The sequence below is a fragment of the Streptomyces triticagri genome (assembly GCF_003429565.1).
Taxonomy (GTDB): domain Bacteria; phylum Actinomycetota; class Actinomycetes; order Streptomycetales; family Streptomycetaceae; genus Streptomyces; species Streptomyces triticagri.
Genome location: NZ_QUAK01000092.1, coordinates 1 through 23927, shown reverse-complemented (window position 1 = coordinate 23927; position 23927 = coordinate 1). Strand labels below are relative to the sequence as shown.

General features: G+C 72.3%; 18 protein-coding genes and 3 pseudogenes. 14 read left to right on the top strand and 7 right to left on the bottom strand.

The annotated features are described in order from the left end of the window. The 4 genes and pseudogenes from DY218_RS17250 to DY218_RS17235 all read left to right on the top strand — a co-directional run. Positions 1-1174, top strand: a pseudogene (locus tag DY218_RS17250) (hypothetical protein); the annotation flags it as partial. A 137-nt stretch (positions 1175-1311) separates the two neighbouring features. Beyond that, complete coding sequence (locus tag DY218_RS17245; RefSeq protein WP_128556944.1) at positions 1312-2226, top strand: metal-dependent hydrolase; 915 nt, start codon at positions 1312-1314, stop codon at positions 2224-2226. Further along, the gene (locus tag DY218_RS17240; RefSeq protein ID WP_128556943.1) at positions 2226-3311 is read left to right on the top strand and encodes a PDR/VanB family oxidoreductase; all 1086 of its coding nucleotides are present in this window, start codon (positions 2226-2228) and stop codon (positions 3309-3311) included. The genes DY218_RS17245 and DY218_RS17240 overlap by 1 nt, the downstream gene beginning before the upstream one ends. Positions 3312-3358: 47 nt before the next feature. Further along, positions 3359-4084: a TetR/AcrR family transcriptional regulator gene (locus tag DY218_RS17235; protein ID WP_128556942.1), complete on the top strand. Its 726-nt coding sequence runs from the start codon at positions 3359-3361 to the stop codon at positions 4082-4084. A gap of 44 nt (positions 4085-4128) precedes the next feature. On the opposite strand, the gene pulA is transcribed toward DY218_RS17235, so the two are convergent. Both pulA and DY218_RS17225 read right to left on the bottom strand, forming a co-directional pair. Next, positions 4129-6807 (bottom strand): pullulanase-type alpha-1,6-glucosidase, encoded by a 2679-nt coding sequence (gene pulA, locus DY218_RS17230; RefSeq protein ID WP_325052004.1) that lies wholly within the window; start codon positions 6805-6807, stop codon positions 4129-4131. A gap of 146 nt (positions 6808-6953) precedes the next feature. Further along, positions 6954-8327 (bottom strand): annotated as a pseudogene (locus DY218_RS17225) (alpha-amylase); the annotation flags it as partial. 299 nt (positions 8328-8626) lie between these two features. Between DY218_RS17225 and DY218_RS17220 the strand changes: the two are divergent. Beyond that, positions 8627-9673 carry a LacI family DNA-binding transcriptional regulator gene (locus DY218_RS17220; RefSeq protein ID WP_199566766.1) on the top strand — a complete coding sequence of 349 codons (1047 nt, stop codon included), beginning with the start codon at positions 8627-8629 and terminating at the stop codon, positions 9671-9673. 115 nt (positions 9674-9788) lie between these two features. Beyond that, positions 9789-10841, top strand: coding sequence for a phosphatase PAP2 family protein (locus DY218_RS17215; RefSeq protein WP_128556938.1), 1053 nt, complete (start codon positions 9789-9791; stop codon positions 10839-10841). 362 nt (positions 10842-11203) lie between these two features. Here the strand turns inward: DY218_RS17215 and DY218_RS17210 are convergent, their stop codons facing one another. Then, entirely contained in the window at positions 11204-14251 is a 3048-nt protein-coding gene (locus DY218_RS17210) for a bifunctional [glutamine synthetase] adenylyltransferase/[glutamine synthetase]-adenylyl-L-tyrosine phosphorylase (protein ID WP_128556937.1), read from the bottom strand. 494 nt (positions 14252-14745) lie between these two features. On the opposite strand from DY218_RS17210, the gene DY218_RS17205 reads away from it, so the two are divergent. The 4 genes and pseudogenes from DY218_RS17205 (at position 14746) to DY218_RS17190 (ending at position 17327) form a co-directional block, all read left to right on the top strand. After that, a complete protein-coding gene (locus DY218_RS17205) occupies positions 14746-15168 on the top strand; it encodes a VOC family protein (RefSeq protein WP_128556936.1) in 423 nt (140 codons plus the stop codon). 2 nt (positions 15169-15170) lie between these two features. Then, on the top strand, positions 15171-15719 hold the full coding sequence (locus DY218_RS17200; protein ID WP_128556935.1) for an HAD domain-containing protein: 549 nt from the start codon (positions 15171-15173) through the stop codon (positions 15717-15719). Positions 15720-15814: 95 nt separating this feature from the next. Beyond that, positions 15815-16729, top strand: a complete 915-nt coding sequence (locus DY218_RS17195; protein ID WP_128556934.1) for an aminoglycoside phosphotransferase family protein — start codon at positions 15815-15817, stop codon at positions 16727-16729. 87 nt (positions 16730-16816) lie between these two features. Next, positions 16817-17327, top strand: a pseudogene (locus tag DY218_RS17190) (SAM-dependent methyltransferase). Positions 17328-17363: 36 nt separating this feature from the next. Here the strand turns inward: DY218_RS17190 and DY218_RS17185 are convergent. Then, entirely contained in the window at positions 17364-18725 is a 1362-nt protein-coding gene (locus DY218_RS17185; RefSeq protein WP_128556933.1) for a glutamine synthetase family protein, read from the bottom strand. Positions 18726-18927: 202 nt separating this feature from the next. Between DY218_RS17185 and DY218_RS17180 the strand changes: the two genes are divergently transcribed. After that, a complete protein-coding gene (locus DY218_RS17180) occupies positions 18928-19608 on the top strand; it encodes a DUF3105 domain-containing protein (protein ID WP_199566765.1) in 681 nt (226 codons plus the stop codon). Next, positions 19605-20258, top strand: coding sequence for a DUF305 domain-containing protein (locus DY218_RS17175; protein WP_128556932.1), 654 nt, complete (start codon positions 19605-19607; stop codon positions 20256-20258). Before DY218_RS17180 ends, DY218_RS17175 begins: the two co-directional genes overlap by 4 nt. Positions 20259-20283: 25 nt before the next feature. Here DY218_RS17175 and DY218_RS17170 read toward each other — a convergent pair whose 3' ends face one another. Beyond that, positions 20284-20898: an NADPH-dependent FMN reductase gene (locus tag DY218_RS17170; RefSeq protein ID WP_128556946.1), complete on the bottom strand. Its 615-nt coding sequence runs from the start codon at positions 20896-20898 to the stop codon at positions 20284-20286. A 185-nt stretch (positions 20899-21083) separates the two neighbouring features. Here DY218_RS17170 and DY218_RS17165 point away from each other — a divergent pair, with 185 nt between their 5' ends. Then, complete coding sequence (locus tag DY218_RS17165; protein WP_128556931.1) at positions 21084-21767, top strand: TetR/AcrR family transcriptional regulator; 684 nt, start codon at positions 21084-21086, stop codon at positions 21765-21767. Here the strand turns inward: DY218_RS17165 and DY218_RS17160 are convergent. Together DY218_RS17160 and DY218_RS17155 are read right to left on the bottom strand one after the other, a co-directional pair. Further along, a complete protein-coding gene (locus DY218_RS17160; protein WP_128556930.1) occupies positions 21740-22603 on the bottom strand; it encodes an alpha/beta fold hydrolase in 864 nt (287 codons plus the stop codon). The two genes, DY218_RS17165 and DY218_RS17160, sit on opposite strands and share 28 nt — an antisense overlap. Next, complete coding sequence (locus DY218_RS17155; RefSeq protein WP_128556929.1) at positions 22600-23364, bottom strand: DUF998 domain-containing protein; 765 nt, start codon at positions 23362-23364, stop codon at positions 22600-22602. The genes DY218_RS17160 and DY218_RS17155 overlap by 4 nt, the downstream gene beginning before the upstream one ends. Before the next feature lie 97 nt (positions 23365-23461). Here DY218_RS17155 and DY218_RS17150 point away from each other — a divergent pair. Further along, positions 23462-23927, top strand: a 466-nt coding sequence (locus DY218_RS17150; RefSeq protein ID WP_128556928.1) for a hypothetical protein, incomplete at its 3' end; no start/stop codon positions are given.

Genomic DNA, 23927 nt, shown 5'->3' with positions numbered 1-23927 from the left:
CGACGCGCCGGCCGTGCATGCGACCGGTCCGGCCGCCGAGGCGGCCCTCGACCCCGGCCGGCTGGCCAGGGCCGGCGCCGGGGACTGGAAGCAGGCCGCGCGCCGGGACTTCTCGGTGTGGCCCGCGCGCGGTGAACTCACCGAGGACCAGGACCTGTTGGGCCGGGCCCTGACCGCCTGGGTACGGCCGGACGGCTCGGTGCGGACGTCCCACACGCCCGGCACGGCGACGGGCCCGCCGCCCGGGCCGGCCCGACTGCTCTACGCGGGAAGGCTGGGCGACAGCCGAGTCGTGGTCCTGCACGACGGCCTGCGGATCGCCCGGTACGCGGAGCCGCGGGCCGGTGGGGGTCCGGTCGCCCTCGACTTCGCGCGCGTGGACCACGCCGAGGAGGATTCGGCGAGCGCGGTGATCGTCGGCAGGGGCCGCAGCAACGTCCGCTATCTGACGGCCCCTTGGGTCCGCTCGGCCGCGGTGCGGGACCTGTTGAAGCCCTCCGGCGGCGCCCGCCCGCTCGCGGTGTCGGACCAGGGCGTGACGGGCCCGCTCGCCAGCCCCGTACAGCAGCGGGACTGCACCTCCTGGACCGCCCTGGAGGTGCGCGAACGGGGCGCCACCCGGCTGCTCACCGACCTCGGCGAGCTGTCCCCGGCCCGACTGACCTCGGGACGCCCCGAGGCGCCGGGAGAGGTCTCGGGTGCGGCGGAGCGGCAGCAGTGGTCGCGGACGGCGTGCCTGCTCGCCACGGTCCGCTCGCACGGCGTGCGTTCGGTCAACTCCTGGGCGTACGCCACCCAGCGGCTGCCCGAGGCGAACGGCTCGGCGACCTGGGTGTGCACCCGGGCGGAGACCTGGCGGGGCACCGGATCGCGCACGCTCGCCCAGTTCCAGGCGCCCGGCGAGGGCCCGGCGGCGATCGCCGCGAGGGCCCAGGACTCGCCGGCCTGCGGCCCCCGGCAGCCGCGGGTGCTGGCAGGAGTGCTGTGGAAGTCGCGAGCGGGCGGCTGGTACGTGCTGGCCGGCGGGAGCCGCCAGCTGGCGACCGTGACGGCGGCCGGGGACGCCGAGGGTTCGGCCCGCGGCGGGCTGCTCGCGGTGCGCACCGAGAAGGGCGCGACGGCGTCGCTGCGCGGCACGCTCTCGGACGGTTCGGCCATCTCGGCACTCAGGTGAGGCAGTTGGGGGCCGGTCCGCTGAGGCAGTTGGGGGCCGGTCCGCGACATTCCGCGACATTCCCTGAGGTGCGGTCCCGCAGGAATTCCGCTGCACAGGGGGTGCGCCGAGCGCTTACCCCTCAGTACATTGACAGCATGTCTAATACGCAGGCCCGGCTGCCGCAGCCCGTCGCGTCCGAGCAGACAGCCCTGAAGCCCCGGCAGGTCTCCTTCGCCTGGGACGAGACGCCGCTGCACTGGATTCCCGGCGATCCGTTCAGCACCCACACGATCAATGTGCTGCATCTGCTGCTGCCGGCCGGCGAGCGCTGGTTCGTGCACGTCTACAAGCAGATCCTGCCGTACATCAAGGACGACGATCTGCGCGCCGACGTCATCGGGTTCATCGGCCAGGAGGCCATGCACGCGCAGGCGCACGACGAGGTGCTGCCGCATCTGCGGGAGCAGGGCCTCGACCCCACCCCGTACACCGCACAGGTCGACTGGCTCTTCGAGAAGCTGCTCGGCGACCGCACCCTGCCGCCGGGCCGGGCCCGCAAGTGGTGGCTCATGGAGCGCGTCGCGACCATCGCCGCCATCGAGCACTACACGGCGTTCCTGGGCAACTGGGTGCTCAATGCGGACGAGTTGGACCGCAGGCAGGCCGATCCGACGATGCTCGACCTGCTGCGCTGGCACGGCGCGGAGGAGGTCGAGCACCGCTCGGTGGCCTTCGAGCTCTTCATGCACGTGGACGGCTCGTACGCACGGCGGATGCGCACCTGGGCCACCGCCTTCGGCGCCCTGGTCTTCCTCTGGCAGCGCGGCACCCGCTTCTTCATGGCGAACGACCCGACGCTGACCGACCGCCGGGTGTCGATGCGCACCTTCATGGAGCGCGGCCGCGAGGGCGTACTACCCACCACAGGGTCCATGGCGCGCTCCATCCCGCGCTATCTGTCGCGCTCGTACCACCCCTCCCAGGAGGGGTCCACCCGGCAGGCCGCCGCGTACCTCGCGAGCTCGCCCGCGGCCACCGCCGCCGAGGCCCGCGAGAAGGGGGTCGGCTGATGCCGGGACTGCGTACGGCGGCCGCCGTCGCCGGGGCCGCGCTGCTCGCCCGCCGTGCCCTGCGGCGGCGGATCGCCCGCTCGCCGCTGTGGCCGCTGCCCGCGCTCGAGGTACCGGTCTCGGGCCGGCCACGCGCGCGTGCCATGCGCCTCGCGGTCGCCTCCCGCGAGACGATCGCCGACGGGGTCGTCCAACTGCGCCTGGAATCCCGCTCACCGGGCGCGCAGCTGCCCGCCTGGGAGCCCGGCGCCCATCTGGACGTGCTGCTCCCCTCGGGCCGGATGCGGCAGTACTCGCTGTGCGGGGAGCCCGGCCCGGCGGGCGCCTTCGGGGTGTCCTCGTACACGGTGGCCGCGCGCCTGGTGGCGGACGGCAGGGGCGGCTCGCGCGAACTGCACGAGGAGCTGCACGAGGGCGCCGAGGTCGAGGTGCGCGGCCCGCGCAACCGCTTCCCACTGGTGCCCTCGCACGCCTATGTGTTCGTTGCCGGCGGCATCGGGATCACCCCGCTGTGGCCGATGCTCCGCGCGGCCGAGGCGTCGGGCGCGCATTGGCGGCTCCTGTACGGGGGCTCCACGCGCGCGTCGATGCCGTTCCTCACCGAGATCGAGAAGCTGGACGCGGGCCGGGGACGGGTCACCGTCGTCCCCCAGGACGAGGCGGGACTGCCGGACCTGAGCGGCCTGTTCGACGCCGTGCCGCCGGCCACGGCGGTGTACTGCTGCGGTCCGGAGGGCCTGATGGACGCGGTGGCCGCGGTGCTCCCGGCCGGCAGCCCGCTGCATCTGGAGCGCTTCACACCCGCGGCCGCCACCGAGGGGAACGAGCCGATCGAGGTCGAACTGCGGCGCAGCGGGCGCACCGTGCAGGTGCCGGCCGACTCCACGGTCCTCGCCGCGGTGCGCGCCGAGCTGCCGGATCTGCCGTACTCCTGCGAGCAGGGCTTCTGCGGGACATGCCAACAGCGCGTCGTCGAGGGTGAGATCGACCACCGCGACGAACTGCTCGACGACGCGGAGCGGACGGACTCCATGCTCCTGTGCGTCTCCCGCGCGCGCGGCGGGCGCCTGGTCCTCGACCTGTGAGCGACCTGTGCTGCGGACCACCCCCGGGTGGCCGCTAGGGTGTTCGTATGACGACCGGGGTGCGCCGCAGGATGGGTGTCGAGGAGCGGCGGCAGCAGCTGATCGCCGTGGCGCTCGAGCTGTTCAGCCACCGCTCCCCCGACGAGGTGTCCATCGACGAGATAGCCGCGGCCGCGGGCATCTCGCGGCCGCTCGTCTACCACTACTTCCCCGGCAAACTCAGCCTGTACGAAGCCGCCCTGCGCAAGGCGGCGGACGATCTGGCGGGCCGGTTCGTGGAGCCGCACGAGGGGCCGCTCGGCGCCCGGCTGCTGCGGGTGATGGGACGGTTCTTCGACTTCGTGGACGAGCACGGACCGGGGTTCTCGGCGCTGATGCGCGGCGGCCCGGCGGTGCTGCCCAGCGGCGGCGGTACGACACTCACCGGCACGCCGGCGACGAACGCCCTGATCGGTTCGGTCCGCCAGGCCGCGTACGAGGAGATCATCTCCCATCTGGAGCAGCCCGAGCCGCCGGCCCGGCTCGAACTGGTCGTCCGCTCCTGGGTGTCGCTCGCCGAGTCCACGGCCCTGATCTGGCTGGACGGCCGCCGGGTGCCGCGCGCCGAGCTCGAGCTCCAGCTGGTGCACGACTTCGCGGCGCTCGCCGCGGTCAGCGCGGCCTACGACGAGGAGATGGCCGGCATACTGCGGCGCGTGCTCGGCGACGAGCCGGCCGACGGGCCGTTCGGCGACCTGCTGGTCCGGCTCGCCGCCCTCGCCCCGGCCGGCTGACGACGGGCCGCCCGGAGACTGTCACCCCCCGGACGGCCCCCGGATCACCGGCCGTCCGCGGCGAACACCGCCACCGTCCGGGCCGGCACACCGAACGTCCCCGTATCCGCGTCGTACGAGGCGTCCTTGACCACCGGATCGGCGCCGGAGCGCTGCACGGGGTGCAGCCCGTAGCGGGACCCGGCGAGGCCGGTCACGCGCTGCTCCTGCCGCTCCGGCGTCGCGTTGAAGACCACCACCAGACCGTCGACGCGCATGGTGACCACGCCGGGCGTCTCGTCCTTGCCGGACAGCGGGAAGGACAGCTTCCGCTGCACCTCGCCGGCCGTCCGCAGGTCGAAGGCCCGCTCCCCGGTGCGGATCCTCAGCAGATCCCGGTACGCGGCCGAAGCGCCCTCGATCTCCGCGCAGCCCGGCACCTGGATGCCGGTCAACAGGGGCGCCGCGTACGGCCACTTGTCCTCGTTGTCGGCGGCCGGCGGCAGTCCGCGGCCGAAGCCGTTGCCGTCCCGGCAGTCCCAGTGCAGGGCGTTGAACCAGTCACCGCTGTCGAAGGAGTTGCGGTCCAGGGACTTGGAGCGCAGCAGGTCGCTGCCGGCCTGGGAGAGCGCCGGCCCCTGGGACAGCGCGGCGGTGCCCATCGCCAGGACCTGCATACGGGCACGGTCGGCCGTGGAGGTGCCGGCCGGGAGCTTGAAGGCGAGGGCGTCGTGGAGGGTCTCGTTGTCGTGGGCGTCCGCGTAGGAGAGGGCGTCGTCGGGGGCGGCCGCGTAGCCGGCGGGTGCGCCGTTGTAGTCGACGTCGGCCCCGGTGACGGTGCGGCCGCTCGTGTCGGTGAAGGTGTAGTCGGCCAGGCTGCCGGTGAGGCCGACCTTGAGCAGGTCCTGGTAGTGCAGGAGCCGGGCCTTCTGTTCCTTCTCGGTGCCGTTGTTCTTCGAGGAGTTGGGGTCGGTGTAGAGGCCGGTGGCGAAGCCCTGGACGCCCGGGTCCTCGTCGAAGGGGCCGCCACCGCGGACCGCGTCGCGGGCCCGGTCGGAGAAGGTGGCGATGCCGGTGCCGGCCATGTTCTTCTGGGTGGCCTGCTCGAAGCGGGCGTCGTTCTCGACCTCCCCGAAGTTCCAGCCCTCTCCGTACAGCACGATCTTCTTGCCGTCGACGCCGTCGCGGGCCGGGGTGAGGGCGTCGAGGGCCTTGCGTACGGCGAGGATGTTGGCCTTGGGGTGGTGCCCCATGAGGTCGAAGCGGAAGCCGTCGATCTTGTACTGCCTGGCCCAGGTGACGATCGAGTCGACGACCAGGCGGCCCATCATGGCGTGCTCGGGCGCGGTGCCCGCGCAGCAGGTGGAGTCGGCGACGCTGCCGTCGTCGAGGAGCCGCTGGTAGTAGCCGGGCACGATGCGGTCGAGGACGGAGGTCCTGTCCTGCCCGCTCGCCGCGGTGTGGTTGTAGACGACGTCCATGACGACGCGCAGTCCGTCGGAGTTGAGGGACTTGACCATCTCGCGGAATTCGAGGGTGCGGCGGGTGCCGTCGGGGTCGGTCGCGTACGAGCCCTCCGGGACCGTGTAGTGGTACGGGTCGTAGCCCCAGTTGTACGCGTCGTCGGCGGCGGTCTCACCGACGCACTCCTGCTGGCGCGGGGAGTCGGCGGGCAGCGACGCCAGGTCGCAGTCGGGGGTGGCCTGCTCGCGCTCGGGGACGGTCGCGATGTCGAAGGCCGGCAGCAGATGGACGTACGAGGTGCCGGCCTCGGCGAGTTCGCGGAGGTGGCGGGTGCCGCGGCTGTCGCGGTCGGCGAAGGCGAGGTAGGTGCCGGGGTTGCTCGCGGTGCGGTCGGACGCGGAGAAGTCGCGGATGTGCAACTCCTGTATCTGCGCGGTGCGCAGCGGCACGGCCTCCGGCTTGCGCAGCCGGTCCCAGCCGGCGGGGGCGAGCGCGCGGTCGTCGAGGTCGGCGAGGACGCTCCGCTCGGAGTCCGCGGTCAGGGCGACGGAGTACGGGTCGGTGACCTTGTTGGTGACGAACTTCCCTGCGCTCGGGGCCCACACCCGTACGACATAGCGGTAGCTCCTGCCCCGCCAGTCGCGGTCGCCGTCGACCGACCAGACTCCGGTGCGGGCGTCGCGCTTCATCTCGACGGTGCGGCCGTCGAGTTCGAGGTCCACGTCGCGTGCGGTGGGCGCCCAGACGGAGAGGGTGGGGCGGCCGTGGTGGAAGACGGGTCCGAGGTCGGCCTTCGTGGCGTAGAGGTCGTCGAGCACACCGGGGATCTGGACCTCGGTGGTGGCGGTGACCGGCTCGCCCGGCGTGTCCTGGACGGCGAGCAGCCGGGCGCGGAGCGCGGAGCGGACCTTGGCGCGGTCGCGCGGGTCCACGCGGAAGGCCGAACGGTCCTTCAGATGGGGGTACTTGGCGCGCTGGGCCTTGCTCAGAGTGCCCGGCAGGAGCCGGATGGCGCGGACGCCGTCGCCGGCCGGTGCGCCCTTCTTCGCCGGGAGGGCACCGCTCTCGGTGTAGAGCAGCCGGTGGCGGGCGTCGCCCGTGCCCGGCGCCTGCCAGACGACGGTGTCCCGGTCGATCCACTGGGCCTGGTCGTCCGCGGCCTCCTTCGCGGCGGCGGCCGGGGCCGGGGAGCCTGCGGTGGCCGCGGGCGCGAGCGGGACGAGCAGCGCCGCAAGGGCTGCGAGGGACACCGCGGTTCTGCGCGGCTTCGGGCGTTTCACGGTGGGGCTCCTTGAGGGTGAGGGCGACCCGAGCACGGCGCGGGGGAGGGAGCGGCCGTGCTCGGGTCGTACGGATCCGGCCGTACCGTCAGGCCGTACGGATCACGTCGTACGGATCTGGCCGTACGGATCGGTGCGTGCGGTCAGCAGCTGCGCTTGCCGGTGTGCAGCGCGAGTGCCGTGTGGGCGCCGAGCGTCGCCGTGAACTGTCCGGAGTCGTCGACGGTGATCGGATCGCCGCTCTGCACGTCGCAGTACTCACCGGCGGCCAGCGAGGTCTGGAAGGTGTGGTCGAGCTCCCCTTCCTCGTGGTTGATGGCCACGAAGGCCTTGTCGCCGCGGCCGAAGGCGATCTGTCCGCCGCCGTTGTCCCACCAGTCGCTCACCGCGGTGTCGCCCGCCTCGTTGCGGAAGCCGACCATGGAGGAGATCTCCGGCCAGGCGTGCTGGCAGGACCAGCCGTCGCTGTTGCAGGCGCTCACCGAACCGCCGCCGGGCGGTCCCGCGTCCTCGTCGGAGAACTCGTAGCCGGAGTGCACGTCGGGCGATCCGTAGGGCCAGGCGAGCATGAAGACATGGGCGAGCGTGTAGGAGGCGCCGTCCTTGTAGCTGAGGGTGTCGCCGCCGCGCTCGGTGTCGTGATTGGCCACGAAGACCGCGGACTTGCCGGACTCCATGAAGCCCTCGCCGTAGTTCTGCAGACCCGCGAGGTTCCCGCCGCCGAACGCGTCCTTCAGACCGCGGCCGTAGCGGAACTCCTGGACGTCACCGCTGCCCAGGTACTCGTCGGGCGAGACGGCCTCACCCGCGCCGTGGATCGCCTCGTGCTTCCAGTACACGCCCGGATCGCTCAACTCGGCCTTGATCGCCTCGAGATCCTCGGCCGGCATGTGCTTGGACGCGTCGATCCGGAATCCGTCCACGCCGAGCGACCTCAGATCGTCGAGGTAGGCGGCGATGGCCGTCCGCACATGGTCCTCGCCGGTGTCCACATCGGCCAGGCCGACGAGTTCGCAGTTCTGGACGTTCGCCCGGTCCCCGTAGTCGGTGATCTCGTCGCGGCAGTCGTCCATGTCCGCGCCCGAATAGAGGCCCGGGTACTCGTACTTCTGGTACTCGGTGCCGCCCGTGCCGGTGCCCGCGCCGGCCGCCATGTGATTGATGACCGAGTCCGCGATCACCTTCACGCCCGCCGCGTGGCAGGTGTCCACCATGCTCTTGAAGGCGTCCCGGTCGCCGAGCCGGCCGGCGATCTTGTGACTGACGGGCTGGTACGAGGTCCACCACTGCTCGCCCGCGATGTGCTCCTGGGGCGGGGAGACCTGGACGGATCCGTAGCCCGCGGGGGCGAGTTGGTCCGTGCACGCCCCGGCGACCGAGGCGAAGTCCCACTCGAAGAGCACGGCGGTGACGTCGCTGTCGCCGGGCGGCGCGGCCTCGGCCCCGGACGAGGGGACGACGAGGGCGGCCGCGGCACCGGCGGCCAGGGCGAAGGCGGCAGCCAGGGTTCTTCTGGCCATGTTTCCTCCTGCACGTGGGGGGAGAGCGGGCCTGGACATTTCCTTGCCGTACTTGCAGAGCTCGGCGAGCTTGCATGATTTTTCAGCAAGATGACTGCAAGCTGCTGCGCCCCAGACCGTAGAAGCCTCCCTCGTCACGGTCAATACCTAGGACACACAGGGGCCATGGGAAGGAAACACGGCAGTTCAGCTTTCGTAAGATCTTGCAAGGGAGTGCGGCACTCGGGCGGGAGCCCGCTCTGCCCGGAAGCTCCCGGACCGGTGGGAAGCGGCCGGTGCGACCGGTACAGTCCCGTTCCGTGACCGCGAGACTTGCCGACATCGCAGCCCAGGCCCGAGTCAGCGAGGCCACGGTCAGCCGGGTCCTCAACGGCAAGCCGGGCGTCTCGTCCACCACCAGCCAGCTCGTCCTCGCGGCCCTCGACGTGCTCGGCTACGAACGACCGGTACGGCTGCGGCAGCGCAGCGCGGGCCTGGTCGGGCTGCTCACACCAGAGTTGGAGAACCCGATCTTCCCGGCGTTCGCCCAAGTCGTCGCGCAGACCCTGACCCGCGAGGGATACACCCCGATCCTGGCCACCCAGACCCCGGGCGGCGCCACCGAGGACGAGCTCACCGAGATGCTCGTCGACCGCGGCGTGGACGGGATCGTCTACGTCTCGGGGCTGCACGCGGACACCACGGCGGACATGCGGCGCTACGACCGGCTGCGCGCCGAGGGCGTCCCGTTCGTGATGATCAACGGCTTCTCGCCCGAGGTGCGGGCGCCGTTCGTCTCCCCCGACGACCGGGCGGCGATGCGGCTCGCGGTGACCCACCTGCTGTCCCTCGGGCACGAGCGGATCGGACTCGCGCTCGGCCCGCAGCGCTTCGTACCGGTCCAGCGGAAGCTGGAGGGGTTCGTGACCACCCTGCGCGAACAGCGCGGCATCGACCCCGCGGAGGCCGAACTCCTCGTCGAGCACTCGCTGTACAGCCTGGAGGGCGGACAGGCCGCGGCCGCCGCACTGCTCGACCGGGGCTGCACCGCGATCGTCTGCGCAAGCGATCTGATGGCACTCGGTGCCGTACGGACGGCGCGGCAGCGCGGGCTCGCGGTGCCGGACGAGGTGTCGGTGGTCGGCTTCGACGACTCCCCGCTGATCGCGTTCACCGACCCTCCGCTCACGACCGTCCGGCAGCCGGTCACCGCGATGGGGCTCGCCGCGGTGCGCGCACTGCTCGAGGAGATCGCGGGCACGCCGGCACCGCACAGCGAGTACGTCTTCCTGCCGGAGCTGGTGGTCCGCGGTTCCACCGCCTCGGCCGCGGGACGGGTACGCGGGGCGCCCGGGCCGGGGCCCTGAGAGCAGCCCGGGGGCAACCCCGATGTCCGGCTCGTCCCCAGGGTGTAGAACATGCGATAAGGACCCAACCGAGGGATGATCAGGCGAAGACGGGAATCTGGCAGACTTCTTCCTCATGGGTGAGACGACTGTGACCGCAGCGGAAGGCCGTACGGCCGCCGGCCCGTCACCCGTCAAGGAAGCCGGAGACGAGGACATCCGACTCGTCACCGGCGTCGGGGGCGACAAGGAGCACCGTACGGCGCGTACCGTGCTGCGCCGTCTGCGCACCCCCGGCCGCCCCCGCATCTGGTACGAACTGGCCCTCATCGCGGTCAGCTACTGGCTGTATTCCCTGGTGCGCAATGCGGTGCCGGAGCAGAAGTCCGCGGCCATGCGCAATGCCGACTGGATCTGGCAGGCCGAGCACAGCATCGGCCTCGCCTTCGAGCACTCGGTCAACAAGGCCGTGGACTCGGTGACATGGCTGATCGTCGGCATGAACTACTACTACGCGACGCTGCACTTCATCATCACCATCGGCGTCCTGGTGTGGATCTACCGCCGCCATCCCGGGCGGTACGCGGCGTCCCGCACGGTGCTGTTCGTGACCACCGGGATCGCGCTGGTCGGTTTCTACTTCTTCCCGCTCGCGCCGCCGCGGCTCATGGAGAGCGGCCCGGACTTCGTCGACACGGTCGTCGTCCACCAGACCTGGGGCTCGATGGCCTCCGGCGACCTCAAGGAGATGACCAACCAGTACGCGGCGATGCCGTCGATGCACATCGGCTGGTCGCTGTGGTGCGGCCTGATGGTCTTCGCCCTGGCGAAGCTGCCGTGGGTACGGATCCTGGGGCTCCTGTACCCGGTCGCGACGCTGGTCGTCATCGTCGCCACGGCGAACCACTTCTGGCTCGACGCGGTGGGCGGGGTCCTCTGCCTTGCCGCGGGGTTCGCGGCGGTGAGGGTGTGGTACGGGGTGCTTCCACACCGGTTGCCCCGCGTCAGCCCGTCCGGCATCACTCCCGGGCCCTCGGCGGCGCCGCCGCCGTCCGGCACGTCTCCCCGTGCGTCCGGCACGTCTCCCCGTGCGACCGGTACCTCTCCCCGCGCGACCGCCGCCTCTCCCCGTGCGACCGGTACGCCCTCCAGCCCGTCCGGCGCACCCTCCAGCCCGTCCGGCGTTTGAGGACATCTTTCAGCCCGTCCCGGGCAAATCTCAGCCCGTCCGGCGATCGAGGGCATCTTTCAGCCCGTCCGGCGTTTGAGGACAAGGCCCGTTCAGGGCCGTTGCGGTTCCAGGCATCGGCCTGGCGGCCTCGTCCTCAAACGCCGGACGGGCTTGATATTGGCCTGAACGGCCTCGTCCTCAAACGCCGGACCGGCTGAAAGATGTCCTCAAACGCCGGACAGGCTGAAGGTGCCCGACGGGCCGACGTAGGACGAACTGATGATGCCGGACGGGCTGAACGTGGCCCAACGGGCCGAGGTAGGACGAGATGATGACGCCGGACGGGGCCGACGTAGGACGCGAAGATGATGCCGGACGGGCTACTCGTAGAAGCGGTCCTCGACGACCGCCCTCGCCCGGCGCGTGACGCGCCGATAGTCGTCGATCATCTCGCCCACCGTCCCCGGCTCGTAGCCGAGATACCTCCCGACCGCAGCCAGCTCCCTCGTATGCGAGGGAAACGTGTCGCCCGCCCGCCCCCGCACCAGCATCACCGCATTCCGCACCCGCGTGGCCAGGACCCACGCCTCGTCGAGGATCTCCGCCTCCTCCCCCGGAATCAGCCGCGCAGCGCACGCCGCGGCCAGCGCCTCCCGGGTCCTGGTCGTCCGCAGCCCCGGCTCGGCCCACGCATGCTGCAACTGGAAGAGCTGTACGGTCCACTCCACATCGCTCAGGCCACCGCGCCCGAGCTTCGCGTGCAGCGTGGGATCCGCACCCCGTGGCAGTCGCTCCGCCTCCATGCGGGCCTTGAGCCGCCGGATCTCGCGGACCGCGTCGTCCCCGAGCCCCTCGACCGGGTAGCGCAACGGGTCGATCAGATCGACGAAGCGCCGCCCGAGATCCGCGTCGCCGGCCACCGGTTCCGCGCGCAGCAGGGCGTGGCTCTCCCAGACCTGTGCCCAGCGCCGGTAGTACGCCGCGTACGACTTGAGGGTGCGGACCAGCGGGCCGTTGCGGCCCTCGGGGCGCAGATCGGTGTCGATGAGCAGCGGTGGGTCGCCGCTCGGGATCTGCAACAGTCTGCTCATCTCGGCGACGACGGCGTTCGCCGCCTTCGCGGCCTCCTGTTCGTCGACCCCTTCGCGGGGTTCGTGGACGAAGAGGACGTCCGCGTCGGAGCCGTATCCCAGCTCGTGGCCGCCGAAGCGGCCCATGCCGATGATCGCGAAACGGGTCGGCAGCTCATCGCCCCAGCCCGCGCGCACCACCGCGCGCAACGTGCCGGCGAGCGTGGCCGCGGTCAGGTCGGAGACCGCGCCCCCGACGAGGTCGACCAGGTCGCCGGGGTCGGCCGGCTCCTCGGAACCGACGTGTCCGGGCGGCTCCTGCGCGGGGTGCGCCTCGCCGTCGGGTGCCGGGCCCTCCGTACCGTAGCTGCCGATCAGATCGGCCGCCGCGGTGCGGAACAATTCGCGGCGGCGGACACCGCGTGCCGCGGCGACCGCCTGTTCGGCGTCGTCCGCGCGGCCGACCGCGGCGAGGATCTCCTGCTCGAGGTGGGCGCGGTCGCGCGGCAGCAGGCCCTTCGGGTCGCCGAGCAGCGCCACCGCTTCGGGGGCGCGAAGCAGCAGGTCGGGGGCGAGCCGGCCGGCCGAGAGCACCCGCGCCAGGTTCTCCGCCGCGGCCCCCTCGTCGCGCAGCAGCCGCAGATACCAGGGCGTCTTGCCGAGCGCGTCGGAGACCTTGCGGAAGCCGAGCAGACCCGCGTCCGGATCGGCCGAGTCCGCGAACCAGCCGAGCAGCACCGGGAGCAGCGTCCGCTGGATCGCGGCCTTCCGGCTCACCCCGGAGGCCAGCGCCTCGAGGTGGCGGAGGGCGGCGGCGGGGTCCATGTAGCCGAGTGCCACGAGGCGCTCGCGGGCGGCGTCCGGGGAGAGGCGGATCTCGCCGGGTGCCAGTTGGGCCACGGCGTCGAGCAGCGGCCGGTAGAAGAGCTTCTCGTGCAGCCGGCGGACCACCGCGGCATGCTTGCGCCACGCCTGGTTGAGCGAGGCCACCGGGTCGGTGCGCAGTCCCAGGGAGCGGCCGAGGCGCCGCAGATCGGCTTCGTCGTCGGGCACCAGATGGGTGCGCCGCAGCCGGTAGAGCTGGATGTGGTGCTCCATCGCCCGCAGGAAGCGGTACGCCTCGTCGAGCCGAGTGGCGTCCGCGCGGCCGACGTAGCCGCCGGCCGCGAGTGCCTGCAGGGCCTCGAGGGTGCTACCGCTGCGCAGCGAGGGATCGGACCTGCCGTGCACCAACTGCAGCATCTGGACGGCGAATTCGACGTCCCTGAGGCCTCCGGGGCCCAGCTTGAGCTCGCGGTCGAGTTCGGCGGCAGGGATGTTGTCCACCACTCGGCGGCGCATCCGCTGCACGTCCGGCACGAAGTTCTCCCGCTCGGCCGCCTGCCAGACCAGGGGCGCGATGGTCGCCACGTACTCCTCGCCGAGCTCACTGTCGCCGGCCACCGGGCGTGCCTTGAGCAGGGCCTGGAACTCCCAGGTCTTGGCCCACCGTTGGTAGTACGCGAGATGCGAGGAGAGGGTACGCACGAGGGGGCCGTTGCGGCCCTCGGGGCGGAGGTTGGCGTCGACGGGCCAGATGGTGCCCTCGATGTTGGTGTCGGAGCAGATGCGCATCAGGTGGGCGGCGAGCCGTCCGGCGGCCTGCAGGGACTTGGTCTCGTCGGCGCTCGCCGCGCCCTCGGGCGGCGCGGCGACGAAGATGACGTCCACGTCCGAGACGTAGTTCAGCTCGTGGCCGCCGCACTTGCCCATGGCGATCACCGCGAGCCGGCAGGCGGCCGCGTCCTCGGGGGCCGCGGCGGAGGCGATGGCGAGGGCGGCGCGCAGGGTCGCGGTGGCGAGGTCGGCCAGCTCCGCGGCGGTCTGGGCGACGTCGGTGGTGCCGCAGACGTCACGCGCCGCGATGGACAGCAGACAGCGTCGGTAGGCGACGCGCAGCGAGACCGGATCGTCGGCCTCGGCGAGGCCGCTCTCGAACTCCTCGATGCCCGGGTGGAGATCGGCGTGCTCGTAGCGGACCAGGGCGTGCCAGTCGCGCGGGTGGCGTGCCAGGTGGTCGCCGAGCGCCTCGGAGGCTCCGAGCACGCCTAGGAGCCGGTCGCGCAGCGGTTTCGCGGCGATCAGGGTGTCGATCAGGGCCCTGCGGTCGTCCTCGGGCTGCGCCTCGACCAGGCGCACCAGGCTGAGCAGTGCGAGATCCGGGTCGGCGGTCGCGCCCAGCGCGTCGAGCAGCACCGGGTCGGTACTCACTCCGGCCAGTTCGGGGCTCTCCAGGAGTCGGGCCGCGGTGGACGGATCCGTGAAGCCGTGCCGCAGCAGGCGGGTGAAGGTGCTGCTCCGGCGCCCCGGCGCTGTCATCTGGGCCTCCTGTCCGGTCGGGGCGTTCGCGTCGCGCCGTATCGACGAATTCGTCGAACTCGCCCGGCCGCCGCGCCCGCGACGGGTCCGAGCCTATCCGCCGGAGGCGTGGCGGGTGTCTGCCGGAGCCGGGGCGGACGCGGGTCGGTCTGCACCGACAGGTTCGACGAAGGCGGCCGGCGGGCGTGGGGGGGGTGCGGCGGCCTCCCGTAGGCGCCATCGGTCCCGGACCGCTGGGAGGCGCGATGCCCGGTGGCGATCCGCCCGCCGAACCCGACGGGCGCTTCAGCAGCCCGGGCGGCCGGGTTCGGGGTTTCCGGATGCGTGCGGAGGCCTTCGCGGGAGACGGTGGACTTCGCTGGTCTTCGCGGTCGCTCCGGCCACGGCCTTCGGCTACGGCAGGGGCGACTTCGCCGGAGGCCGGCCGGCACCTCGGCCAGACCCGCCGGCGCTTCGGCCGGCGAGCACCTCGTACCCAAGGAGACGGACGGACCATGGACTACACCTTCGAAGTGATGCTGCTCCCCGTCAGCGATGTCGACCGGGCCAGGGACTTCTACCGCGACAGAGTCGGTTTCCATGTCGACATCGACCAGGAGGTGATGCCCGGCATGCGGATCGTCCAGCTGACGCCGCCCGGTTCGGGCTGTTCCATCGCACTCAGCGACACCATCTGGGACACGATGGACGGCCCGACCCCGGCCCCCGGCTCGTACCAGGGCATGCAGCTGTGCGTGGCCGACATCAAGGCCGCGCACCAGGAGTTGACGGAGCGCGGGCTCGAGGTCACCGAGCCGGTGTCGTACGGCGACACGGACGGTGCGACGTTCATGTACTTCAAGGACCCGGACGGCAACGGCTGGGCGATCCAGGAGTACCGCGTACGGGCTTCGCAGCCGCTGCGCAGCGCGATCTGACGGTGGCGTCCGCCGCGGGCGGCGGGGCGCCTGGCTTCCCCGGCCGCCCGCTGCTCTTCCTCGATGTCGACGGTCCGCTGATCCCGTTCGGTGCGGCTGCGGAGCAGTTGCCGGGCGGGCACGACCCCTTGTTCGGTACGCAATCGGCGGACGATTCCGCCAACCCGCTGCTCGCCAGGCTCGATCCCGCACTCGGTGCCGGGCTCGCGGCCCTGCCGTGCGAGCTCGTGTGGGCGACGACGTGGATGGACGAGGCGAACGACAGCATCGCGCCGCTGCTCGGGCTGCCCCGGCTGCCGGTGCTCGACGAGCCGGATGCACAGGCAGAGGACGGACCCGGGCGCGCGGCCCCGCACTGGAAGGTTCCGGCGATGGTGGCGTGGGCCGCGGGACGGCCGTTCGTCTGGGTCGACGACGAGATCCGCGACGTGGACCGGACCTGGGTGCGGGCCCACCACACCGGTCCGTCGCTGCTCCACCGGGTGGACGCCCGACTGGGCCTGACCGCACAGGACTTCGCGGCTCTGGGTGACTGGCTGCGGAGGCTCTGACGCGCCGGAAATCGGGTGACAGCTCCGCCACGGGCACGCTGTGATGTCCCGGGCGCAGCCCACCGCGCGCCACCCGACCACGGCAGGAGCCGCGCTTGACCACTCGGAGCGCCACCGACCGCACCACCGACACCCGCCCGCACATCGACACCGGCCTCGTCAGACGGCTGATCGACCGCCAGTTCCCGCAGTGGTCCGGGCTGCCGCTGAGCCACCTCCACCCGGCCGGCTCCGATCACGTGATCCATCGGCTCGGCGACGAGCTCTCCGTACGACTGCCCCGGCACGCCGGTGCGATCGGCCAGGCCCGCAAGGAGGCGGAGTGGCTGCCGCGGCTCGCACCGCGGCTGCCGCTGGCGATCCCGGAGCCGGTCGCCGTGGGCGAGCCGGACCTCGGCTATCCGTGGCCGTGGGCGGTCACCCGCTGGCTCGACGGCGAGGTGGCGACCGTGGAGACCCTGGGCGACTCGCTCGAAGCCGCCCGCACGCTTGCCCAATTCCTCCTGGCGCTGCAGCAGTTCGCACCCGAGGAGGCCGCGATGCTCGCCACCCGGCCGGACCTCGCCCCGGCACCGCTGGCCCGCCGCGACCGCGCCACCCGCGCCGCCATCGCCGCGACGGCAGGGGTCTTCGACGCCGCCGCGATGACCGGTCTGTGGGACGAGGCGCTGCGCACGCCGCCGTGGCAGGGCCCGCCCGTCTGGTACCACGGCGATTTCCACACCGGGAATCTGCTGACCGTCGACGGCCGGCTCAACGCCGTCATCGACTTCGGCGGACTCGGGATCGGCGACCCCGCCTGCGATCTGACCATCGCGTACACCCTGATGTCTGCCGGGAGCCGCGCCGTCTTCCGCGCCACTCTCGGTGTGGACGACGCCACTTGGACCCGCGGCCGCGCCTGGGCCCTCACCACCGGCCTCACCGCCTACACCGCGTACGCCGCTGCAGAACCCCGTATCGCCGCGGCGACCACCCGCCAGATCACCGCGGCCCTGACGACGAACTGACGCCGAACTGACGACGACCAGCAAGCGGCACCGTGAGCGCCGTGCGCCACTCCCCCACCCGCCCCGCACGCCCTACCGTTGCGCTCCCTGCCCCCCAGTGATCTCCCTCCGCGGCTTACCAGGCTCGCCTTCCACGGGCCGCTTTCCGAGGAGCGGGCGCGGCGGATCGTCGCGCGGCTCGCCCTCGCCCGGCCGGCGACGGTGCTCGATATCGGGTGCGGCTGGGGCGAGTTGATGCTCCGGACACGGGCGGCGGTGGACGGGGCGACGGGTGTGGGGATCGATCTCAATGGCGAGCATCTGGCCCGCGGCCGGGCGAACGCCGCGGCGCGCGGCCTCGCCCGGCCGCGCTGCACGCCCTGCGGCGCCTGGTCCGCCCGGGCTGCCGTGTCCTGCTCGGCGAGGCCTTCTGGCAGCGCACTCCCGCGCCAGCCGAGCCGGCCGCGATGTGGCCGGGCGCGCATGCGGGCGAACACCCTGATCCGGCGGGCCTGGGGGGGGAGACGCCCCCGTCGACCGGCACCGCACCAGCTGGCTCACCGGCTACCGCGACGTCCTCGGGCCCGCATGTCCGACCCTGGTCCCGGCGGCCGCGTGACGGCGCTCCCCGTCCGAGCGGGGAGCGCCCTGCGCCTCACAGCACCGGCAGGCTCTTCCGCAGCTCGAACGCGGTGACCTCGGAGCGGTACTCCTCCCACTCCTGCTTCTTGTTGCGCAGGAAGAAGTCGTAGACGTGCTCGCCCAGGGTCTCGGCGACGAGTTCGCTGCGCTCCATCAGGGCGATGGCCTCGCCCAGGTTCTGCGGCAGCGGCTCGATGCCCATCGCGCGGCGCTCCGCGTCGGAGAGCGCCCACACGTCGTCGTCGGCGCCGGGCGGGAGCTCGTAGCCCTCCTCGATGCCCTTGAGGCCGGCGGCGAGCAGCAGCGCGTACGAGAGGTAGGGGTTCGCGCCGGAGTCGAGCGAGCGGACCTCGACTCGGGCCGAACCGGTCTTGCCGGGCTTGTACATCGGGACGCGGATCAGGGCGGAGCGGTTGTTGTGCCCCCAGCAGATGTACGAGGGGGCCTCGCCGCCCGCGCCGGCGGTGCGCTCGGAGCCGCCCCAGATGCGCTTGTACGAGTTCACCCACTGGTTGGTGACCGCGGAGGTCTCGGCGGCGTGCCGCAGCAGACCGGCGATGAAGGAGCGGCCGACCTTGGAGAGCTGGTACTCGGCGCCCGATTCGTAGAACGCGTTGCGGTCGCCCTCGAAGAGGGAGAGGTGGGTGTGCATCCCGGAGCCGGGGTACTCCGAGAACGGCTTCGGCATGAAGGTGGCCTGGACGCCCTGCTCGAGCGCGACCTGCTTCATCACCAGGCGGAACGTCATGATGTTGTCCGCGGTGGAGAGCGCGTCGGCGTACCGCAGGTCGATCTCCTGCTGGCCGGGGGCGCCCTCGTGGTGGCTGAACTCGACCGAGATGCCCATGGATTCGAGCATGGTGATCGCCTGGCGGCGGAAGTCCATGCCGACGTTCTGCGGGGTGTGGTCGAAGTAGCCGGAGGAGTCCGCGGGAGTCGGCCGGGTCCCGTCCACGGGCTTGTCCTTGAGCAGGAAGAACTCGATCTCGGGGTGGGTGTAGAAGGTGAATCCGAGGTCGGAGGTCTTGGCGAGCGCCCGCTTGAGTACGTAACGGGGGTCGGCGAAGGACGGGGAGCCGTCCGGCATCAGGATGTCGCAGAACATCCGGGCGGTGCCGGGGGCCTCCGCCCGCCACGGCAGGATCTGGAAGGTCGCCGGGTCCGGCTTGGCGATCATGTCCGATTCGTAGACCCGCGCGAAGCCCTCGATCGCGGAGCCGTCGAATCCGATGCCTTCGTCGAAGGCCTGTTCCAGCTCGGCGGGGGCCACCGCGACCGACTTGAGGAAGCCGAGTACGTCGGTGAACCACAGCCGCACGAACCGGATGTCGCGCTCCTCAAGTGTGCGAAGCACGAACTCCTGCTGCTTGTCCATAGCTACATCCTTGCAGTTCAGACGGCCTGTGCACACCGGGCGGGCTGCGGGTGAGGGCTCCAGTATCACGACCCGGGGTTTCCGCCAGATTACGCACTCCCCCTGGCCCGGGGCATCCTGCGGGCCACTACGATCAGCACGCTGCCCGTCCGGCCGCCCTGCTGTCCCCTTCCGAGCCAGTCCCCCTCCAGAAGGACACGCCATGAGTTCAAGCAAGTCCGGTTCGAACGCCCGCAAGGCCCGCATAGAGGAGATGCGCCGGGCGGAGCAGTCACGGGAGCGCCGCAACCGGCTGATCGCGATCGTCGCGAGCACCGCGGTGGTGGCGGGCCTCGTCGGCTTCGGGTCGTACCTCTTCCTCAAGGAGCAGGACAAGAAGGACAAGGAGCAGGCGGCGGTCGAGACGGAGCAGAAGAACCGGGAGAAGGCCGCGAAGAAGCCGATCGCGGACGAGAAGTCCTGGGACGCGAAGAAGCTGGGCCGCGACCATGTGACCAAGCCGGTCAGCTACCCGATGACTCCTCCGGTGGGCGGCAACCACGACCAGGTCTGGATGAACTGCAACGGTGACGTGTACACCGAGGAGATCCCGAACAAGCACGCCGTGCACTCCCTCGAGCACGGCGCGGTCTGGGTCACGTACAACGACAAGGCGTCCAAGGGCGATCTGAAGAAGCTCGAGGCGAAGGTGAAGGCCACGCCGTACTCGCTGATGAGCCCGGTCGCCGAGCAGAAGGGCGCCATCATGCTCAGCGCCTGGGGCAAGCAGGTCACCGTGGACGGTGCGGCCGACCCGCGCGTGGAGAGCTTCTTCGGCAAGTACGTGCAGGGCAAGCAGACCCCGGAGCCGGGTGCCGCGTGCACCGGGGGTGTCGGGAAGTGAGGCGTTCCGGGTGGGCCGCGGTCTGCGCCACCGTCGTACTGGCCGCCGCGGTCGGCGGGACTGCGGCGCTCGCGGGCGACCCGGACACCGGTGCGGACGACGCGGGGCCGGCCGCCGCCAGCGCCGGTTCGCCCGGCCCGGCCGACGCGGGGTTCGCCCGCGACATGGCGGTCCATCACCAGCAGGCCGTCGAGATGTCCTTCGTCGTACGGGACCGCACCGACGACGAGGAGGTACGGCGCCTCGCGTACGACATCGCCAACACACAGGCGAATCAGCGCGGCATGCTGCTCGGCTGGCTCGACCTGTGGGACCTGCCGAAGGTGACCGCGGACAAGCCGATGAAGTGGATGGGCATGGAGCACTCACCGGGGGCGGAGGCGGACGGCTCGCTGATGCCGGGGATGGCCACGAAGAGCGAACTCGACCGCCTGGCGGGAGCGAAGGGCGAGGCGGCCGAGATCCTCTATCTGCAGCTGATGACCGAGCACCACAAGGGCGGGGTGCACATGGCGCGGGGCTGCGTCGAGCGGTGCACGGTCGGTGTCGAACGGTCCCTGGCCGAGGGAATGGTGGACGCCCAGAAGTCCGAACTGGACCTGATGGCCGATCTGTTGAAGAAGCGGGGCGCGGCAGCGCGCAAGGGGTGAGACCGCACGGTGCGCGCGGACCGCTTCACGCCGCGACGGTCGCCGGGGCCGCGCGCAGCGGGGCGAGGGCGCCGGCCCATGCGACGACGTCGCCGAAGAGCTCTTCCAGGGCTGCCTCCTGGTGGGCGGCGGGGGTGAAGGTCCAGGTGCTCGGGTCGGTCTCGTCGGCGTAGGTGAAGTCGGTGAACGCCGAGAGCGCCACCTGGGAGGCCACGTCCGCGACCCGCAGTTCGCCCAGGATCGTGCGCAGCTGCTCGACGGCGCGCACGCCGAGGCTCGAGCCGTAGCTGATGAATCCTGCGGCCTTGTTGTGCCATTCGGCGGCGAGGAAGTCGATCGCGTTCTTCAGGGCGGCCGGGGGCGCATGGTTGTACTCGGGTGTGACGAAGACGAAGCCGTCGTAGCCGGCGATCCGCTCGGCCCAGCGGCGGGTGTGCTCGTGGGCGTAGTGGCCCCAGGCGGCGGGGAGTTCCTCGTCGAGCAGCGGCAGTGCGTGGTCCGCGATGTCGACGACGTCGAACTCCGCGCGGCCCTCCTTCACCGCCGGGTGCCGGCCCGCCGCCTCATGGGCCCAAGCGGCGACGGTAGGGCTGCGGCGGCCGGGGCGGGTGGTTCCGATGACGATGGCGATACGGATCATGGTGTTCATCCCTCTCGTGTCCTGCTGAGGTCCTGCTGATGTCCTGTTCAGGTCCTGGCGTGGTCCACGCCTCGGTCGGTGCATCCGCGGCGGACACGAGTAAAGTACAACGATAAGTGCAAGAAAGTAAAACGTTTCATGCAGAAAAATGGAGACGCGTGGATGGATCGACTGGAGGACCAGGGATGACCAGGGGCGATACGGACGAGTCCGGGAGCGGGACCGCCCGGGCGACGAAGGGCAGGCCGCGCGGCGGGGTGCTCGCCAAGCGGCGGGCGATCCTCGATGCCGCGCTCACGGTGTTCGCCCGGGACGGCTACACCCGGGCCGGCATCGACACCATCGCCCGTACCGCGGAGGTGTCCACGCGTACCGTCTACAACCACTTCCGGGACAAGGCGGAGCTCTTCGAGACCGTCATCCAGGAGAGCGCGACCCGGGTCGCGGAGGCCCAGATCGCGCTGATCGGACGCCACTTGGGCGAGATCACGGACCTGGAACAGGACCTCGTGGCCTTCGGCACCGACTGGATCTCCCCCACGGAGCACTATGCCGACCACTCCGCCCTGGTGCGCCAGGTCCAGGCGGAGGTGGAGCACATCCCGGCCGCGGCCGTCGAGGCGTGGCAGGCGGCGGGACCCCGGCGGGTCCAGAGCGAACTGGCCCTCCGATTCGGCGAGCTGACCTCCCGCGGCCTGCTGCACGCTCCCGAACCACGCCGTGCGGCACGGCACTTCAGCCTGCTCGTCTCGGCCGGCGCCGCGTCCGTGGCGGGGCGTGCCGTCCCCGGCGAGAGCATCGAGGAGACGGTCACCGCGGGCGTACGGGCCTTTCTGTACGGCTACGCGTCGCAGGGCGGCTCGCGGTGAGCCGACCCGGCCGCCCCCGAATCGAGTACGGCGCGGGCCACATCCTGCGGACGGTCCAGCATCACCAGGTGGCCCGAGCGTGACGCGATGCGCAGGCGTGCGTCCAGGGTGCGGGCCAGCCAGATCTGCCGCTCCAGCCAGCGCCGGCCCGCTCCGGCCGCGAGCACGGTGACGGGCAGCCCGTCGGGCAGCGGGAACTGCCTTCGTACGCCGACCAGTTGGGCGGCGACGTCCCGGTAGCCGGCGTACTCGGCGAGGATCGCGCGGGTGGTTCGGCCGGTGCCGTACACCCGGCGTACGAGGTCGCGCGGGGCGGGATCTCCGCCTCCGGTGCGGGACAGGCGTACGGCCGCGCGGCGCAGTGCCGGGCCGAGGGCGGCCGGCAGTCCGGCGGCGACGAGCAGCGTGCCGCACGCGCGCGTGACACCCGTGCGCAGGGCCGGGGCGGGACGCTGCCGTGCGCCCTCCTCGACGCTCGAGTCCACCAGGACCAGGGCCGCTGTGCGTTCGGGGCTGAGCCGGGCGAAGGCCTCGCAGTGCAGGCCGGCGAGCGAATGTCCGACCACGGTGACCGGTCCGGCCGCACCGCAGGCGTCGAGCACCCGCGCGATGCGGTCGGCCTCGCCGAGGAGGGAGGGTGCCACGCGCGCGTGGGCACTGAGTCCGAGCCCGGGCCGGTCGAAGCGGACGACGGTGCGGTGCGGCGCGAGCAGCCGCGTCACCGCGTCCCAGTCGAACCACGACTGGCCGAGGCCACCCGACAGCAGGCACACCGGCCCGTGCCCCTGGACGACGACGTGGTGGGGCACGCCACCGATCCGCACGAACGCGCTCACGGGGCGGCCCCCTTGGCGAGCGAGCGGGCGAACAGGACGAGCCACAGGGCGATCAGCAGCACCTGCAGGCGCTGTGCGAGCCCCAGGAGCCACGTGCCGTCGCCCGCTTCGAAGGCCGCGACGGACGCCAGCGTCCAGGCGGAGGCGGCCAGTTCGGCCGCCACGATCCAAGGGCCGGTGCGGGCCAGGAGGTCCCGGCGACGGCCGCGGCGCACGGCCAGGGTCAGGGCGACCATCGCCACGAGCGCGGCGGTCACGGCGAGGGAGCTGGTGTACGTGTGGGCGACATGGGTGCCGGGCACAAGGCCCGCCGCCTCGCGCTCGGCGCAGGCGGGGTCCGCCGTGGGCGTACAGCTCAGCGGTACGCGGGAGTCCGCGACGGTCGCCGCACCGAAGACGGCGAGGGCGGTCAGGCCGGTGACGGCCCATCGGCTCCGGGGCCTTCGGCCGGCGGCGAGCGCGGTGGCGGCGGCCGCCGTCAGGAGCAGTCCGGCGGCCAGGTCGGTCGACCGGAGCAGTCGGCCGAGCGGCTCTCCTTCGGCGGCCAGTTCGCTGACGTAGGTACGCAGGGGGTCGAGCCCGGTCGCGACGAACATCTCCGTGAGCCAGGCGCTGTAGGCGACCGCGCCGAGCAGGAGGAGGACGTCCGCGGCTCGGAGCGGTCTGCCGGGGTGCGGTTCGGCGGAGTGCGGTTCGGCGGGTGGCGTTCGCGGGGGCGGCGAGGCCGACGGCGACGACTGCGAAGGCTCGAAGCGGGACATAGTGGGGTGAATCCTAGGGCGCGGCCGGAGTCCCTCCGGCGATTGAGGCCGAGGCCCGCCGGGGGTCTCGGGCGCGCGAGGCCCTATCCTGGCGCCCGTGACGCCCACGCATCCGAACACTCCGCGGCTGCTGCTGCTCGCCGCGCTCCTGTTCGGCATCGTCACCATGCACACGCTCGGTCATCCGGGCGAGCATGCGACGGGTCGGGACCACGGCGGGCGCACCGCCGCGACCGCGCACCACGCTCCGGCGGCCCAGATGGCCGCGACCGATCTGGACGGCGCGACCTCCTCCGATGCCGGCGCGCACGCCGCGGCCTCCTCCGGTGCCGGCGCGCACGCCGGGGACGCCTCGGGCGCCGTCGCGACCGCCGCCGACGACCTCCTCCCCCGTGGGGCCGCGGCACCGGACTCCGAGGGCCACTCGACGACGGGCATGGATCCCATGTCGGTGTGCCTGGCCGTCCTTGGCGCCCTCGGACTCGCCCTGCTGGCCGCCCGGTCGGCCCGGCGCTCCCTCGCGGAGCACCGCACGCCGCGGCGGCCGGGCGGCGCCCGACGCC

Bases quoted from the DNA above. Each gene is read 5' to 3' on its own strand.
- DY218_RS17245 (WP_128556944.1), top strand. From the start codon at position 1,312: ATGTCTAATACGCAGGCCCGGCTGCCGCAGCCCGTCGCGTCCGAGCAG.
- DY218_RS17240 (WP_128556943.1), top strand. From the start codon at position 2,226: ATGCCGGGACTGCGTACGGCGGCCGCCGTCGCCGGGGCCGCGCTGCTC.
- DY218_RS17235 (WP_128556942.1), top strand. From the start codon at position 3,359: ATGACGACCGGGGTGCGCCGCAGGATGGGTGTCGAGGAGCGGCGGCAG.
- DY218_RS17215 (WP_128556938.1), top strand. From the start codon at position 9,789: ATGGGTGAGACGACTGTGACCGCAGCGGAAGGCCGTACGGCCGCCGGC.
- DY218_RS17210 (WP_128556937.1), bottom strand. From the start codon at position 14,251: ATGACAGCGCCGGGGCGCCGGAGCAGCACCTTCACCCGCCTGCTGCGG.
- DY218_RS17205 (WP_128556936.1), top strand. From the start codon at position 14,746: ATGGACTACACCTTCGAAGTGATGCTGCTCCCCGTCAGCGATGTCGAC.
- DY218_RS17185 (WP_128556933.1), bottom strand. From the start codon at position 18,725: ATGGACAAGCAGCAGGAGTTCGTGCTTCGCACACTTGAGGAGCGCGAC.
- DY218_RS17180 (WP_199566765.1), top strand. From the start codon at position 18,928: ATGAGTTCAAGCAAGTCCGGTTCGAACGCCCGCAAGGCCCGCATAGAG.
- DY218_RS17170 (WP_128556946.1), bottom strand. From the start codon at position 20,898: ATGATCCGTATCGCCATCGTCATCGGAACCACCCGCCCCGGCCGCCGC.
- DY218_RS17165 (WP_128556931.1), top strand. From the start codon at position 21,084: ATGACCAGGGGCGATACGGACGAGTCCGGGAGCGGGACCGCCCGGGCG.
- DY218_RS17155 (WP_128556929.1), bottom strand. From the start codon at position 23,364: ATGTCCCGCTTCGAGCCTTCGCAGTCGTCGCCGTCGGCCTCGCCGCCC.